The 16,077-nt window shown below is 39.0% G+C and carries 12 protein-coding genes and 1 pseudogene; 3 read left to right on the top strand and 10 right to left on the bottom strand.

Annotated elements, in window-relative coordinates; all coding sequences use genetic code 11:
* Positions 1-488, top strand: a pseudogene (locus IQ259_RS24635) (IS701 family transposase); the annotation flags it as partial.
* Positions 489-737: 249 nt separating this feature from the next.
* Here the strand turns inward: IQ259_RS24635 and rplI are convergent.
* The 9 genes from rplI to IQ259_RS24590 form a co-directional block, all read right to left on the bottom strand.
* Positions 738-1,196 (bottom strand): 50S ribosomal protein L9, encoded by a 459-nt coding sequence (rplI, locus tag IQ259_RS24630; RefSeq protein WP_193888642.1) that lies wholly within the window; start codon positions 1,194-1,196, stop codon positions 738-740.
* A gap of 220 nt (positions 1,197-1,416) precedes the next feature.
* Positions 1,417-2,343, bottom strand: a complete 927-nt coding sequence (locus tag IQ259_RS24625; protein WP_193888641.1) for an Npun_R2821/Npun_R2822 family protein — start codon at positions 2,341-2,343, stop codon at positions 1,417-1,419.
* A 1-nt stretch (position 2,344) separates the two neighbouring features.
* Entirely contained in the window at positions 2,345-3,355 is a 1,011-nt protein-coding gene (locus IQ259_RS24620) for an Npun_R2821/Npun_R2822 family protein (RefSeq protein ID WP_193888640.1), read from the bottom strand.
* A gap of 5 nt (positions 3,356-3,360) precedes the next feature.
* On the bottom strand, positions 3,361-4,320 hold the full coding sequence (locus tag IQ259_RS24615) for a glycosyltransferase family 10 domain-containing protein (RefSeq protein ID WP_193888639.1): 960 nt from the start codon (positions 4,318-4,320) through the stop codon (positions 3,361-3,363).
* 25 nt (positions 4,321-4,345) lie between these two features.
* On the bottom strand, positions 4,346-5,557 hold the full coding sequence (locus IQ259_RS24610) for a glycosyltransferase family 4 protein (RefSeq protein ID WP_193888638.1): 1,212 nt from the start codon (positions 5,555-5,557) through the stop codon (positions 4,346-4,348).
* A 5-nt stretch (positions 5,558-5,562) separates the two neighbouring features.
* A complete protein-coding gene (locus tag IQ259_RS24605) occupies positions 5,563-7,803 on the bottom strand; it encodes an ATP-binding cassette domain-containing protein (RefSeq protein WP_193888637.1) in 2,241 nt (746 codons plus the stop codon).
* A 163-nt stretch (positions 7,804-7,966) separates the two neighbouring features.
* On the bottom strand, positions 7,967-9,133 hold the full coding sequence (locus IQ259_RS24600) for a glycosyltransferase family 4 protein (RefSeq protein WP_193888636.1): 1,167 nt from the start codon (positions 9,131-9,133) through the stop codon (positions 7,967-7,969).
* A 25-nt stretch (positions 9,134-9,158) separates the two neighbouring features.
* Positions 9,159-9,998 (bottom strand): glycosyltransferase, encoded by an 840-nt coding sequence (locus tag IQ259_RS24595; protein WP_193888635.1) that lies wholly within the window; start codon positions 9,996-9,998, stop codon positions 9,159-9,161.
* 220 nt (positions 9,999-10,218) lie between these two features.
* Positions 10,219-10,446, bottom strand: coding sequence for a hypothetical protein (locus tag IQ259_RS24590; protein WP_193888634.1), 228 nt, complete (start codon positions 10,444-10,446; stop codon positions 10,219-10,221).
* Between the two features lie 366 nt (positions 10,447-10,812).
* Here IQ259_RS24590 and gloB point away from each other — a divergent pair, with 366 nt between their 5' ends.
* Both gloB and IQ259_RS24580 read left to right on the top strand, forming a co-directional pair.
* Positions 10,813-11,586 (top strand): hydroxyacylglutathione hydrolase, encoded by a 774-nt coding sequence (gloB, locus tag IQ259_RS24585; protein WP_193888633.1) that lies wholly within the window; start codon positions 10,813-10,815, stop codon positions 11,584-11,586.
* 56 nt (positions 11,587-11,642) lie between these two features.
* Positions 11,643-12,740: a DUF2817 domain-containing protein gene (locus IQ259_RS24580; RefSeq protein WP_193888632.1), complete on the top strand. Its 1,098-nt coding sequence runs from the start codon at positions 11,643-11,645 to the stop codon at positions 12,738-12,740.
* Between the two features lie 39 nt (positions 12,741-12,779).
* On the opposite strand, the gene IQ259_RS24575 is transcribed toward IQ259_RS24580, so the two are convergent.
* On the bottom strand, positions 12,780-16,077 hold a 3,298-nt coding region (locus IQ259_RS24575), incomplete at its 5' end, for an NB-ARC domain-containing protein (protein ID WP_193888631.1).

Below are 16,077 nucleotides of genomic sequence, written 5' to 3'. Positions count from 1 at the left end.
TGCCAGAAAATTCTACCTCCTTCGTCATGACGAATCTTCAAGGGAATTTGAAGAAGACTTTAGGGGATTTATATGGATTAAGAACCTGGGTTGAATATGGGTTTCGACAGTGTAAGCAGGAACTAGGCTGGACAGATTACCGTTTCACTAATTTCCAGCATATTGAGAGATGGTGGGAAATTATTTTTAGTGTTTATACGATGATTAGCTTAAATTCTCCAGTCTTCTTAGGCTTAAATCAATCTCGTCAACTTGAGACTGAGGCACAAGAAAATAGTCATGTTGATTTTTCTAATCATCAGCAATGGAATCATGAATCCGGGTGGAAGAATACTTTAAATAATCTGCGTCTCATTATCCAACCACTTTTACTATTTTGGTTAATTTATCCCTGGTTAAGTATTTTCCCTAATTCACATTTGTTACTGGGATTCAATCATTTAATTGCAGCCATGAATCAATTTAAACCCTTTTATGCTTCTGGATGATTTAGCTCCTGAACTACTTGCTTATTCCGGAAAGTGACAGAAGAGGGCTAACTGTGGTTTTAGCTCTATAAAATTTCAAACAAAATGGCATGACAAAGCGAAAGCCAGAGGTTCATGCAGAAGAGATTTGCGGTTTATCTGTGAGTTCATTCTGAATCCTAAACTCTGGATTCAGAATTCTTCTCAAAACCACAGATTTAACACTGATGAAGCATCGGTGTGCATCTGTGGCAAAATATCAACAAATCGTTAACTGGCGACAACTTCAAAATTGATTTGTGCTGTGACTTCCGAGTGCAGCTTAATTTCAGCTTTGTAAGTACCCAGCTTGCCAATATCGGGGATGGTGATCCCACGACGATCAACTTCTTGGCTGGTAGCTGCTTGAATTGCATCCACCACATCTTGGCTGGTAACAGTACCGAAAATTGCTTCGTTTTCGCCAACTTGCTTGGCAATTTTCAAGCTGCCAACATTTTCTAAAGCAGCTTTCTGCTGTAGTGCTTGTTCTTTGAGTTCTAATTGCCGTTGACGCTCTTGTTCACGACGGCGTTCTACTTGCTTGAGAATACCAGGAGTGGCGCGGGTTGCCAAACTCTTGGGAATAAGGTAATTTCGAGCATAGCCAGGAGCTACGTCTACTAAGTCGCCTAATTTGCCTAACTTGCTGACATCTTGAGTCAAAACTAACTGTACGCGTTTCGCCATTGTTTTCTGTTTTTCCTGTAAAATCTCAATAACTTGGGTTGCAGCAGGGTAGCCTACATGAGTGTAGCTGTATCCCAAGCAGCTTTGTCTATACCCTAAAGCTTACAGATCCTAGCGAAAGGTAGGGGGCGATCGCAACTGTTTAGTAAGTCAAAAGTAAAAAGTCAAAAGGCAAAAGAAGAAAAATTTGGATTAGCAAGGGTTTTTGACTTTATTTAGTTTACGTAAAAATTTTGCGTACTTGTTTTTTTACTGTCTTTAATGTAGTTTCCCATTGACTTTGTTTCGCAGGCGCAGGAATTGCAGCTTGTGGTATTGCTGGATTCAAATTTCGGTAATGTTCCCAAATTTCCCAATAGGGACAGCCTGGTTGAATGTGAATACCAGCCCAGTGCAAGAATTGTAGGGGTTGATTGACGGTTGGATCAATGAGAATATTACCTTGTTGCTGAAACTGAGGACTACCTGCCCAATTTCCTGGCGCTCTTTCGGCTCGACGCACAATGTTAAAGCGGCGCGGAATTCTCCTCAGCAGTATATAGTTGAGAATTGGTTGGTCTGAAACTTTTTCGCTAAAGTCAAAATACTCTGGGTGGGCGGCACACTCTGCAAATGTGTCGTACAAATCTTGTTCGGAAAAGATATTTTTCTTGGAACCCCAAAAACCACTGTTAAAAATATCTTTGGTATCAGCTTCAGTAAATACTTTTGCTTCTACAACATGGGGGCTAAAAACATTTTTGATCCCGCCTAAATGTTGATAATCGCAACAAATAAAATCGTATTCTGCTAAATAATTGAAATTATTACTGAGTTTTTCAAATACAACAACATCGGTATCGATGTACAAAAATTCATCAAAAGGGCCAAACCAACAAGCTGGTTTACGCAGTTTATTGGGACTAGCAAAAAACTGCCCACCGAATATGTCAAATAATTTTTGGGAAAGATGGTTAATAAATTCTAAATCTTCATATACCTCCACTCCATAATGTTGGTTAAGCAGTGCAGCTATATTGTGGTAGTTTTCATCATAGGGAATCATGACAATCGGTATATCCGGATCAGATAACCGGATACTATTCAAAAGAGCGATCGCATGATCTGTTACCTTATCATTCGCAAAAATATAAATTCCCTTAGTCATCTTATTTTCCTCCTACTGCCAATCCTAATTTTTTGAGAATTCGTTTACCTAAACTCGGAGGCGCATTATAAGCTTTTGGTTTAGTTGTAAATTTTGGATGCTTTTCTGGTGCGTATAAATAGCGATAGTGCAAGAAAATATCCCTGTAAGGAAAATCAATATTTTCACCAGCGCAAAGCCGATTAAATAATTTAGAAGATAAGCCTATATAATGCAGAAAAGTTAATCTATTACCTTTATCGTAGAGAACATTATCTTGATTTTCAAAATGCGGTGAATTTGCACAACAACCAGTTAATTTATTCTCTGGTAAGTTAAAAGAAAAGTTGTAAAAAGATACATTACTTTTCATTCTCATATAGTTAAGCACAGACTGGTTAGGAGCGCCCATATACAAAATTTCTGAGTCGCCGTTATTTAATTGTGATAGCAACCACTCTCTTTGCTCTGGGGGAAATACTCCTCGCTTAGAAGCATAAAAACCAGAGCAGAAAATTTCTGATTCAATCCGGTCTTTGCTAAACAATTCATAGAGCTTTGCAGATGACAAATTATAGATATGAGCGGGGTCTTTATATTGAAAATCGTAGGCTACAAAATCATACTCATCCAACTTATCAAAAACGAAATCTAAGGGCTGCATAACTAATGTGTCAGCATCCAAATAGATAAATTTTTCAAAATAACTATCTAGATCAAAAGCACAGTAACGGCGATTTTCACCAACTCGATAAAATTTCTGAATGCCTTTAGCTTGCCAAGTTTCAATAGCTGTAGGATGAGATTGCCAAACTCGGTGAGAAAATTCTTCCCAACGGGCGAAAATTTCTGGATCTTCTAAGAGAGTGACATTCTTTCTCGTTGCAACTTCGGTACGTACTAAATCTATCTGATCGTTATAAGCAATTACACATACTGGCACATCACCAGCATTAACTTCGATGCTATTGAGTAAAGCTACTAGTTGGTGATAGACATAATCATTAGCCAAAGTATAGATGCCATTTGTCATAAGTTTTATCCATTATTTTTCACAAAATTTGCCAGCCAATTGAGCAGATTTAATTTGTGCAGAATTATCTGACGAGCTTCTGCGATCGCATCTTTAGCTGCATACCAAGCATCAGGAGTAGCAGTCACTTCTTGAATATAAGCGATGCCTTTTTCATCTAAGCTGGGTAATCTTAAAAAACTACCAGGTGGTAATAATTTGTCAGCCGCAGAGCCACCATAGTAAATTGGCAAACACCAAGCTAGTAGAGCATCCCAAAGTTTTTCACTTACATACCAATTATTATCTGCATAGTTTTCAATTGCCAGATTGTAATAATACGGAGCCATACCATACCATTTATTACCAAGTTCACCTTGAGATTTTGCTGATGCAGGTAAGTCACGTCCATATAAATCAAATTTAATTTCACTAGACTGCATGGATTGCAAAAAACTTAACCGCTGACGATGGTTATTTGTGCGGTTAATTCCCGAAGTAATCCAACTACAAGGTGCAACTTTTTTTGGAGGTGGCATTTCGTTTAAATCTTGAAAGGAATTGCTGTGATACCAAATAGCTGGCATATATTCGGGAATTGGTGCAAAGTCATCGGGGCCAGAAACGTAGCCGCAATATTTTTGCGCTGCTTGATAAGTTTTTTTGTGTTTTTCTACTACCTCATCTAAAGGCGGTTCTCGCATCAGGTAAATCACTCTTTCTTTGTTGACTCCCCGGAGCAGAGAATTGATGTTGATTTCTGGATTTTTTTGTTTTTTACGCAGTTGTTCTAGCCAGGATTGTTGTTTGGGCGCATGGGGAAAATCAAACTGATACATTAGTAAAAAATCAGGCTGACTGGCTAAAGCTTGCATTTGGATATTTTGCCAAATTCCAAAAAAATCAGGTGTTTGTTGCCACAACCAATCGCCTCTAGCTTTTAAAGCACCATAGCTGCTAATCATGCCGACAGTTTTGATATCCATTTTAATCATTATTTATTAGTATTAATTAAGCTATAAGTTGCGGATGAAAACGTTCATCAACATAACTGAGAATTTTGGCAGCGCGATTCTCCCAAGAAAATTGTTTGACAAATTCGATAGTTTCTGAGTAACCATCAATTTTTCTGGGATGAGTTTCTAAAACTTGTTGAAGTGCGGCAGCAAATTTATGAGGATTATCTGGTTCACACCAAGCAGCGATCGCAGGCGTATTTTTAAACTCCATTAATGAAGGAATTTCTGTGGATACAATGGGGTTGCCTGATGCTAAATAATCAAATAGTTTTAAGGGTGAAGTAAAGGTAGCAGCTTGTCCAGAACAATGGGGATGAGCCAAAATATCGGCAGCTTGTAACAAAGGTGCGAGTTCATTTTGCAAAACAAAACCCAAAAAGCTTATATTATTCACTTGTTTGGCTTGGGCTATGCGCTGATAATGTTCTACTTCTGTTGGCTTACCACCTGCACAGACAAATTGCACATGAGGCATTTCTTTGGCGACATCAATTAAGACATCAATCCCTTTAAATTGCTGTAGCGCTCCTGCATAAACTACCAAATGCGATCGCTGATTTTGCAAAAGTTTTTCTCGCCATTCTGCTGCTTTTTCTGGCTGTCTCTGCATAAATAAACGATTAAATCCATTATGGATTTTAATCAGTTTTTCCGGTGGCATACCATGTTGAATCATGCTTTCGCGGACTGTATCTACAACTGTGACAGCAAGTTGAAATAGTGGATGATGCACTATTTCGGGTTCAAATTGCTTATCTTCATGGTGGTGATGCTCATAAATTGCTGGGATACCATTTTTAATTGCAGCTTTGACAAAATTCCAATTCCAAGCATGAACAATTTTTGTAGTTGCTCGAATATGAAAGGGAAAATAATATTTTGTAGCGATAGTTTTAGAATTAGTAAATTTATTTTTAAAATAATCAATAGGCCAAGGCATTGGTAGCCTTGCTACTTGCAGTTTATCTTGGAGATTGTAATATTTAACAACGTTTTCGGGAGGCTTTTCTGGTTGGAAAGGTTGCAATAAATGAATTAGATTCATTGCTTGCCATCCTCTTTGAGGATAAATCAAAATTGTGGGACAACCTAAGTTAGCGGCTCCATTGGCAGCATTAGCAGCTTGTACATAATAAGCTTCTGGCTTGGGTAATTCTTCTGTGAGAAAGAAATTATAGTTTTTCGGTAAACTAGGTTTTTGCATAATAATTAAATTTTGTCTTCAAACTTTTCTAATTTATCGAGCAGGTCAATGCCAGAATTGTAAGCATCTGTAATAAATTGATGTTGTTCTTCAGGAGTATAAGTTGCATTATCCGCTAGTGAGCGAAGACTGTTAAGGATGATATTTAAGCAATCACGAAACTCCGAAAACATCAAATTAAAGTGTTGATATTGATGATTGAGGTTTTGATTGGCTTCGGTTGAAGGCAAAAATCGCTCTTGAATTTGCAGTTGTAAAATATCTTGAAAAATATCAATTGTAGTGATAATTCTTAAGGCAGATTTGTAGGATTCTTCGATTAATTCCTGCTGTTCTTGGGAATTATCAATCAAATCATCTATTAGTAAACCCAAAACACCAATCATCGAGTTGAGGCGGGTGCGAATTTCGTGAGAAAGGCGGGTTAAACTTTGATGTTGTTTTGTGTTATCTTCTACGCGATCGCCAAATTGCATTGCATAAAGCCGGGAATAATAACCACCTTTTTGTAAAAGTTCTTCATGGGTTCCGACTTCCATGACTCGTCCTTGATCGAGGACGGCGATTTGATCGGCTTTTTGGACTGTGGACAGACGGTGGGCAATGACTAAGGTAGTGCGATCGCGGCTTAAATCATCTAGCGCTTCTTGTACTAAGCGTTCGGATACTGTATCTAAGGCGCTGGTGGCTTCATCCAAAATTAGAATTTCGGGATTTTGCACCAAGGCGCGGGCGATCGCTAATCTTTGTCTTTGTCCCCCCGATAACATTACGCCGCGATCGCCAATTAAGGTGTCAAAGCCTTGGGGTAATTTGCTGATAAACTCGTAGGCATTAGCTCGCTTGGTGGCAGTGATGATTTCATCTTCCGTAGCTTCTAGTCGTCCGTAGGCAATGTTATTTCTGACAGAATTATTAAAGAGAAAGGTATCTTGACTCACAATTCCCATTCTCTTGCGTACAGATGTAATATCAAATTCCCGCAAATCCCTACCATCCAGGGCAATACAACCGGCGATCGGGTCATAAAATCTAGGTAAGAGGTCTGCTACGGTTGATTTTCCAGCACCAGAACCGCCGACTAAAGCTAAAGTCGTACCACGCGGTAAATATAAATCCACATCTCTGAGAACTAACTTGTCATGACCAGGGTAAGCAAAGGAAATGCGATTAAAATGCACTCCTTCTTTTAATTGTGTATAGATAACTTCACCCTTGGGCATGAAAGGCTTATTATCTAACCTTAAAAAATCTGTCACCGCTTCTACACTGGCGCTGGTGTTGGCGAAGCTACTACGAATGCTATTTAACTGCGAAATTAATGGTAGCAGTCGCAACAATATCAATAAATATGTCAGTAATACTGCTGAAAGAGAAGCAATTTGATTAGTGAAGAAGGTTTTACTTAAAAATACAATCAAAATTAAGGCTGTAATTCCCATGACCTCACTCAAAGGTGCGATCGCTTCTGAATTAGCCTGAGATTGGAAATCTGCTTTTTCGCGTTCCCTAATTAATTTTTGAATCCTCTGATATTCTTTGTCTTCATTACCTGTTGATTTAACTAGCCGAATGCCGTTAAGAGTCTCTAGCATAGAGATGGAATAAGCCTTTGACATTTCAGTTAGTTGCTTGCCAAATTTTTTGGCACGGGCAATAGCATACTGATTTACCAAGGTTACTAAAGACAGCAAAACTGTAGAAGCTAGTGTTAACTGCCAAGAAATTGATAGTAATAAACCAACAAAGACTAAAATTGTAATTCCTAAGATAAGTAATTTGAATGTATTCCCAATAGCAGTTGCGGCTCGTCCAATTTCTCCGCCAAGACGGTTGATTAAATCACCAACTTTCATTTTGGCGTAATAATCTATATCAATTTCTAGTAATAACTTTAATCCGGCTTCACGCATATCTGACATTAATATACGCGTTAATGAATTAGATACTAATGAGCTTGTGTATGTAGCCAAATTTTTTAAAATAATTACCAATATAATTGCCCCAGCCATTACTATTATGCGGTAATTATCTGGTACGCCATCAAAGGGAGTTATGATTTTTTTGAGAATGACTGGAGCTTTTGTTAAATCAACTTCCTGTCCCACAATTTTTAAAATTACTGGCACAATTAAAGCTGCGCTGACACCATTAAATAAGGCTCCAGAAAATCCCAAGACTATAGTCAGCAGAATTAAACCTGGATAGGGTTTTGCAAATCTTACTAGTAGCTGCCTGGTAGACATCGGGTATATATGATAATTGACTTATTATTAATATTATTCAGCAATTAATTCTCAAACCAGCTAATCCTCAAATAAAGGTTTTGAAATTTGCTTTTTGTAATTACGAATTTTAAATTACAAATGATGATGAGACGGGCATTAGCCTATCATTTAAAACTAATGCTTACAACCGAGCAATTACTGACTTAAGAGTTGCCGCCATCGCCTCAATACTATATTTTTCTACACACCTTTCTCTTGATTTTCTGCCGCGTTCATTGGCAGCATCTAAATCCTGAAAAATCAACTGAATTTGCTCTGCAATTTGATCAGGAGAGGCAGGTTCAACTAAATAACCTGTGTCACCTAAAATTTCAGGAATATCGCCAACTCTAGTAGATAATATAGGCTTGGCCATTGCCATACCATCTGTCAATTTTAGAGGAAATTGAGCGCGAGTCTCTGGAGTATCTCGCTGGGGAACAACTACAACATGAGCTGCTGCAACGACATCAGGCATCACATTTGCCGGATAATTTGGCAACTTGATGATCCATTGCCCCCATTTTTGTCGTAGTTGCTCATCATAATTGTCGTAAGGACTACCACCGACAATCACTAGTTTAAGGTCTGGTTGGTTAAGTTTATCTAGGGCAATTAGAACATCTTCTAAACCTTTATATGGCCTGGGTGCGCCAGGAAACATTAAAACGCGATATTCAGATAAACCATAGCGATTTCTACTTTCTTCGGCATTATATCGAGCCGGATCAAATAAAGCAGTATCTTTGCCATTAGGAACAGAAATACCACCAAAACGCTTTTGTAAGAAGCCAGTATGTACTGTCACAGCATCGGCACGATTTACCCAATTTTCCATCCATTTAATATATAAAGGATGATTAGGCATTCGCAAAACACCATCTTTCTTTAATAAATCTTTAGCTAATTGTTTTAGTGTTGGCTGATAACGCCAAGCATCACCACCATACCAGCTAAGTTCCCAGTCATCGATGTCTACAATTACTGTTTTTCTACTAGATAATTTCTTCAGTAGTGCTACACCAAAGCTGGCTGGTTGTGGCTTAATTGCATAGATAATGTCTCCATCAATCAATTTTAAAAGTTTGCCAATAGATTTAAAAAAATCAGGATAATTGCTGCCTTGTACGGTTTTTAATTTAGTTTTCGCTGGAATAGCTTGATATAATTCTTTATCAAATAAGAAGCCGATAATTTCTACTTCACAGCCTAGTTTATGCAAAGCTTTTTCTAAAAGAGAGGCTCGAATGAAACCATCGTTAGTTGATAAGTTCCAAACGAGCAGAGATATTTTGGGTTTATCTTTCATGAGCAAGATTATTCCTATCTATAAATTATTTCTTCCGCCAGGGATTTGTTACTTGATCGGGCAAAAATACCTGAGCGAATTTATCAAATATTCTGGTATATAAGGAACGAGTAATATTTTTAGCATATTGAGGTCTATAAGGATAGGTGCAATGTAGTACTTTAATTTCCTGATCAATTTTATAGGCTTCTTTCCACTTGCTAAGAAAATTATAAGTAGGTGGTAGCACTTTCATTTTGGGTTTAACAGAGGCGATCGCAGCAGCAAAAGCACCTTGATCTCGCAATAATAATTTATCTTGATTTTCGGTGATAATCTCAAAATATTGTTGAAATTCAGTAAATAATTTTTGGATTTCTTCTGTTTTGCGAAAAGCTATTAAACCGCTATTATATTGGATATTATCGTCCTGGAGTGGCAAGCCGACTGATTGGAGAATAGACAAAACTTTATCTAAATTATCTTGTTGATTACCTCGCAGTAAATTGGTGGCTTTAGAAATAGCAGGTTGCACATCTTCAGTTAACAATAAATCAAATTCATCTAACCCATCAAATACATCATTGATATCTGTTAATAAGCAAATATCAGAATCTAAAAAAATTGTTTTATCAAATTTAGAAGCTGCATATAAAGAGACTTTGGCCAGCCTCGACGCTAAAACTGTATTTTCATGTTTTGGTGCTGGCTTGAGGATAACATTTTTAAATGCTTTTAAAAAAGGATATAGAATCTGAGGAACTTGATCAATTAAAACGATGATTGGTTCATCATGAAACTTTCGGATTGCTGCTAAAAAATGAATACAATCTTGAAAAGAATACAGCCCAGTTAATATAGTGATAAATCCTTTTGTCTCTTTCATAAATTTAGTGATTCAATGTGTCCATTCCCAAAAGTTTTTATATCTCTAATTATATACAAAGAGATTTCTCTATAAAATGAAGCCGACATAGGATAACTATTGGGAAGTCCAATAATATAATCAAAATTTGCAAAGGAATACATATTCTCAATTAGATGATTTATCCCATAAATCTTTAAAATGCTCCTCAGAGATTATGAATGTACTACTAAATCACAAGCTACCAGCCGATTAATTTTAACTGCCCTGTTTGAATCTGATCTAATATACGGTTAATTTGGCGGCGGACTCTATCGCTAATATCACCATTAGCAAATACTTGAGACAGTAGCAAAGTATGGTCTTGACGACTCATTTTTCCTGAGGAAATAATTTTATCTACAATTTTTTTAATAGCAATTTCTGACTGACTATCAACACTAATGTAGATCGATGGACGATCGTTCATTATTTCTCCTAATAAATACAAAAAATATTGGCAATATTTGTTCAATGACTAATAGGTAAAAGCCGCCCAGATAAATCTTAATTTTTGTAGTCAATAGCAAATAATGCAATTGTTAATAACCGTTTTTTTAGCTATTTTTAGAACTAAAAAGAACACAATAAATTTAACTTCGTGTTTCCTTATAGTCCCAGAGAAATTTTACTGATAAATAAACCAAGTTTTTAGAAGTTTTTACTATGCTTTCAGTGTAAGCACGGTTGTATATTAACATGGTTCATGCGGTTTACCAGCTAGAATAAATAAAATCAATGGTTCGACCCATCTAAAAAAACACCAATAATTTATTTGTAAGGGAGTTCAGAGAAAATGCGGGTATTCCGTCTTGAGGCACTCTCAGATAATTACATATTCTTACTGCACGATCGCCAACAAAATATTGCCGCTGTCGTCGATCCAGCCGAAGCAGAACCAGTGTTGAGCAAACTTGCACAACTCAACGCCGAGTTAGTAGCAATTTTCAACACGCATCATCATCATGACCATATAGGTGGTAATCAACAACTAATACAACACTTCCCCAAGCTGACAGTATATGGTGGTGTTGAGGATAAAGGTAGAATTCCCGGACAGCAGGTGTTTCTCCAACAAGGCGATCGCGTTTCCTTTGGCGATCGCACAGCTGAGGTAATCTTTGTTCCAGGCCATACTCGCGCCCATATTGCTTACTACTTTCCACCCAACACAGCAGACGAACCTGGGGAATTATTCTGTGGGGATACATTATTTGCAGGTGGTTGTGGTCGCTTATTTGAAGGCACACCCACACAAATGGTGTCATCCTTAGAAAAACTTCGCTCCCTCCCAGATAATACCCGTGTCTGGTGCGCCCACGAATATACATTAAAAAATTTACAATTTGCTCTTACTGTAGATGGTGAGAATACTGACTTACAACAGCGCTATGCAGAAGTAAAAACTTTTCGGACTCAAGGCAAAGCAACCGTTCCTTCTCTGCTGGGAGTCGAAAAGCGTACCAATCCATTTTTGCGTTGGGAACAACCATCCTTACAACTAGCGGCCAAAAGTAACGATACAGTGCAAACATTCGCCCGCATTCGGGGAATGAAAGATCGGTTTTAGTCATTTGTCATTAGTTTTCACCCCCGTCGCACCCTGTCCCTCTGCCCTTATTTTTCATGTCCTACGCCTCTGCCTTCAGTCCCAACTACGTTGCTGCGCGATACCGTTTCTGTGCTGCGGCACAGGCATTAGGTTGCCAATTAGAAACATATTCCATTGACCAAATAGGCCCGGATGAAGAGGACTTAACTATTGATGTGGCTATATTGGGAAACTCGCAACCTGAGCAAATTCTGGTAATTTCTAGTGGATTGCATGGAGTTGAGGGTTTTTTTGGTTCGGCTGTCCAATGTGCCTTGTTAGAAGAACGTTTGATTGGTTGGTGTCCTACCCACAGAACTGCCTTGGTGCTGTTACATGGCTTAAATCCCTATGGTTTTGCCTGGGGACGGCGTTGGAATGAAGAGAATATTGACCTCAACCGTAATTTCCTACTACCGAATGAGGAATATACAGGTAGTCCTGAGAAGTACGGGGAATTCAATACATTTTTTAACCCTACTTTACCACCATCGCCTTTTGAACCGTTTTTTATTAAAGCGATCGCTACTATTTTCCGTCACGGCATTACTTCTTTAATCAATACCTTACCTGTAGGACAATACGACTTTCCCCAAGGGCTATTTTTTGGTGGACACAGGCCATCTAAAACTTATGAAATCTTAGCGGCTAATCTTCCTCGCTGGATTGGCGATGCCAAAAACGTTTTGCATATTGATTTACACACTGGTTTGGGTAAAAAAGCGACTTATAAACTGTTTATTGATGATCCGCCAGATTCAGAATCAGCCCAGAGGTTAATCGAAAATTTTGGTGCTGATGTCGTGGAACCTTACCAACCAGAGGGGAAAATTTATAAAATTCGTGGGGGTTTAGGAAATTGGTGTCAGGCGATGTTTCCCCAGTGTGAATACAAGTTTCTCATGGCTGAGTTTGGTACTTACCCAGTTATCCAAGTAGTGGAAGCTTTACGGGCAGAAAATCGTGCTTATTTCTATTCCCCACCAGAACACCCATCTAGAAAATGGACGCGCCAACGACTAGAAGAAGTGTTTGCACCAGCAGATATTGCTTGGCGGAATGCAGTAGTTTCTCAAGGTCTTGACTTAGTAGAAAAAGCAATTGAAATTTGCTTTCCTACCGAAATAATTTAACCCTCAGCGTTTAAAAACTTCAAAATAATTAATTACGAATTACGAATTAGTATTAGCCCCCAAAGTTAACAATGCTGATTTTTGCGCTTCTGTTAAACCTGTGACACCGTGGATATTCATTGCTTCGTAAATTTGTTCAGCCTTCAAGGTTTTGATGCAATGTTTTGTCGTCATATCCCACAGCTTAATGGCAGCATAACCATCACCCGCAACTAGGATTGTACCGTCTGGACTAAAAGTGGCGCACATCACCCAGGTATTGTGTCCTCCCAAGGTGGCGATGCAAGTACCTTCCATAACACCCCAAAGTTTGATAGTACCGTCACTACTGGTACTAGCTAGGGTACTACCATCAGGACTAAATGCGATCGCCCACAGCATATCTTGATGTCCTTGGAGAATCTGCCGACATTCACCTGTTTCTATATCCCATAGTCTGACGATGCGTTCTACACTACTACCAGTAGCTAAAGTTTGGCCATCGGGACTAAAAGCTACCCACCACACCCAATTACAGTGTCCGGTGAAGGTGCGATCGCATTTTCGCGTTTTGATATCCCAAAGTCTCACTGTGTCGTCAAAACCACCAAATGCTAACTTTGTGCCATCAGGACTGAAGGCTACTGACATCCCCAGATGTACAGGGAAACTCTCAATTAGTTGTCCTGTGGTTGCATCCCACAATTTACTAGTATTGTCGTAGCTGGCGCTGGCTAATAGCCGACCATCGGGACTAAAGGCTACGCCTGTAACCATACCGATGTGTCCTTGAATGATTTTAGTACACTCACCAGTGGCAACATCCCACAACCGAATTGTACTGTCAGCGCTGGCGCTGGCTACAGTTCGACCATCAGGGGAAAAATTGACATCAAAAATTATATCTGTATGACCGTATAATATGCGGCATTCACCGTCTGGTGTCCATAACCTAACTGTGCGGTCTTCATTACCAGTGGCGATGATTGCGGAAATTGGATTCCACGCCACCGATTTTACCCAGTTATTTCTGCCTTTGAAGATGCGAAAACACTCGCCATTAGGAATATCCCACAACCGGAGAGAAAAATCATCAGCGCCACTAGCGAGTAAAGTTCCTTGGGAGTTAACTGCGATCGCATCAATCGAGTTAGCATGACCTTGCAAGGTTTTGATACATTGTTGGGTATTAATGTCCCAAAGTCGGATCGTGCAATCAATACTACAACTAGCTAATATCTGAGTTTCACCAACAAAGGCGATCGCTAGTATGCCATTGATATGTCCTGCTAAAACACCGATACATTCGCCCTGTTCTACATCCCAAAGCCGAATGGTTTTGTCTAAACTTCCACTGGCTAATATTCCCGATGCACTAAAAGCAACAGATTTGATCCAATCACTATGTCCTTTTAAGGTTGTAATGCAAGAACCTGTAGTTAAATCCCATAACTTGACAGTGTGGTCTTCACTCCCACTAGCTAAAACCCCCCCTTTATAAGGGGGGTTGGGGGGGATCGGACTTAAAGCCACCGACCAAACTCTGCTAGTGTGTCCTTGCAATACTTGAGTACATTGTCCCAGGTTGATCTCCCAAAACCTAATCGTACAATCTGTACTGCTACTAATTAATGTATTACCGTCACGAAATACAACACAAACTACACCGCCTGTATGTCCTGCGAGAGTTTGCAAACACTGTCCTGTTTTGACATCCCATAACTTAATTGTTTCATCTTGTCCCACAGTGGCTAAAGTATTACTATCAGGACTAAATTTAATAGACCAAACAAAACCTGTATGTCCCTGACATTCTATTAATTGTTGACCACTAGCAACATCCCAGAGAATAAAAGCACCATTAAAATGACCTGTAGCAAGGGTTTTACCATCAGGGCTAAATGCTATGGAAATAATTGTGGTAAAAGTTTTTGCAAATACCGATTTAGATACATAAGCATAGGCAAAATTAACTTTCTTGAGAGGAGTGTCTTGGAGATATGCTTGCCAAATAGTCAGGTAAGAAAAGTCATAGCCTGTTAAGTCAGTTTGCAGATGACATAGAAGATTCAGAATATTCCCACCTGCATATCCTGGTTCGAGGTGAGTTAATTGCTGTAACATCTGCGTCAGGTGAGTTTTAATTGCTTGTTTAGTGCGTAGCTGATGCAGTAGATGTACAATTACAGGCTGAAGAATGAGTTTAGTTTGAGCAACGCGAATGTAATCTTTAGCCGTTGCTTTGATTAAAGCGTGACTATTAAATATGATATGTGTCTGCGTTTCTGCGATAATTTCTGCACAAATTTGCTGAATTAACTGTTCTGTCACATACTCCATCACCACAGGTTGAAGAGTGAAGTGAACAGGTGCTTCGGAAACTGATTTTTTTTCGATTAAACTACGCTGACTCAGGGAATCTAGGGCTTCTAATAGTTTCATCGATGAGACTGGTAAAACTAAATCGGCTCGTAACTCTGTTAAAGTTACAGCTTCACGGTTAATTGCCAGCCAGTAAATTAAATCTTTTTCTACTAATGAAAGCCGATGAAACTGTTGGTTTAATAAGTCGTAAATACTGCCAAAAACGGTAGAGCCTTGAGCAAAAAATTCTACAATATTGCCATCAAATAACTCTTGAATAGTGGTAGCAATAATTTTGAGAGCTAGAGGATTACCCGCATAATGTTGAATTAAGTTTTGCCAGTCTGTATCGGAACAGCAAAAAAAACTTTTAGTTCTGATTAATTGTAAAGCAGCGATCGCACTCAATCCCGTGAGATGCCATGAGCGCACCGGCAGAGTTTCTCCTTCTAAGGCGATGACTTCTTGGGGTTTCTCTCGACTCGTCAGCACCACACAACTTTGATGAACTGTCTCGCCTATCTGCTTGAGGAGATGTCCGTAATCTTCATATCCAGGTTGATAACGTCCAGAGCGATCGCCACTCGCTAAAATAGATTCAAAGTTATCAACTATGACTAAACAACGGTGCGCTCTCAAATGCACCATAAATTGCGAAATTAAATCGCCAACATTTTCCGATAACTTTACTGGTTGTCCACTAGCAAAAAATTGCAGTATGTTCGCCAGCAATTCCCCCAACGATGGACTATTGCGGAGACTGCGCCAAACAACAAACTCAAACTGCTCTTGCATTTGCTGTGCCAATTTCACTGCAAGGGAACTCTTACCAATTCCCCCCATACCCAGCAGTGCTATTAGCCGACAATGATCATTAACAATCCAATACTCTAACTTACTAACTTCCTCTGTGCGGCCGAAGAAAATCGAGACATCGACAGCTTCACCCCAGTCAGCCACAAGAGGAAACGGGGCAGGGAGCAGGGGGTAGGGG

Origin of the sequence: Fortiea sp. LEGE XX443, assembly GCF_015206815.1 — a bacterium.
In the GTDB taxonomy this organism is placed as follows: Bacteria; Cyanobacteriota; Cyanobacteriia; order Cyanobacteriales; family Nostocaceae; genus Nostoc_B.
The sequence above is the reverse complement of the archived record's forward strand: the minus strand, read 5'-3'. Positions and strand labels throughout refer to the sequence as shown.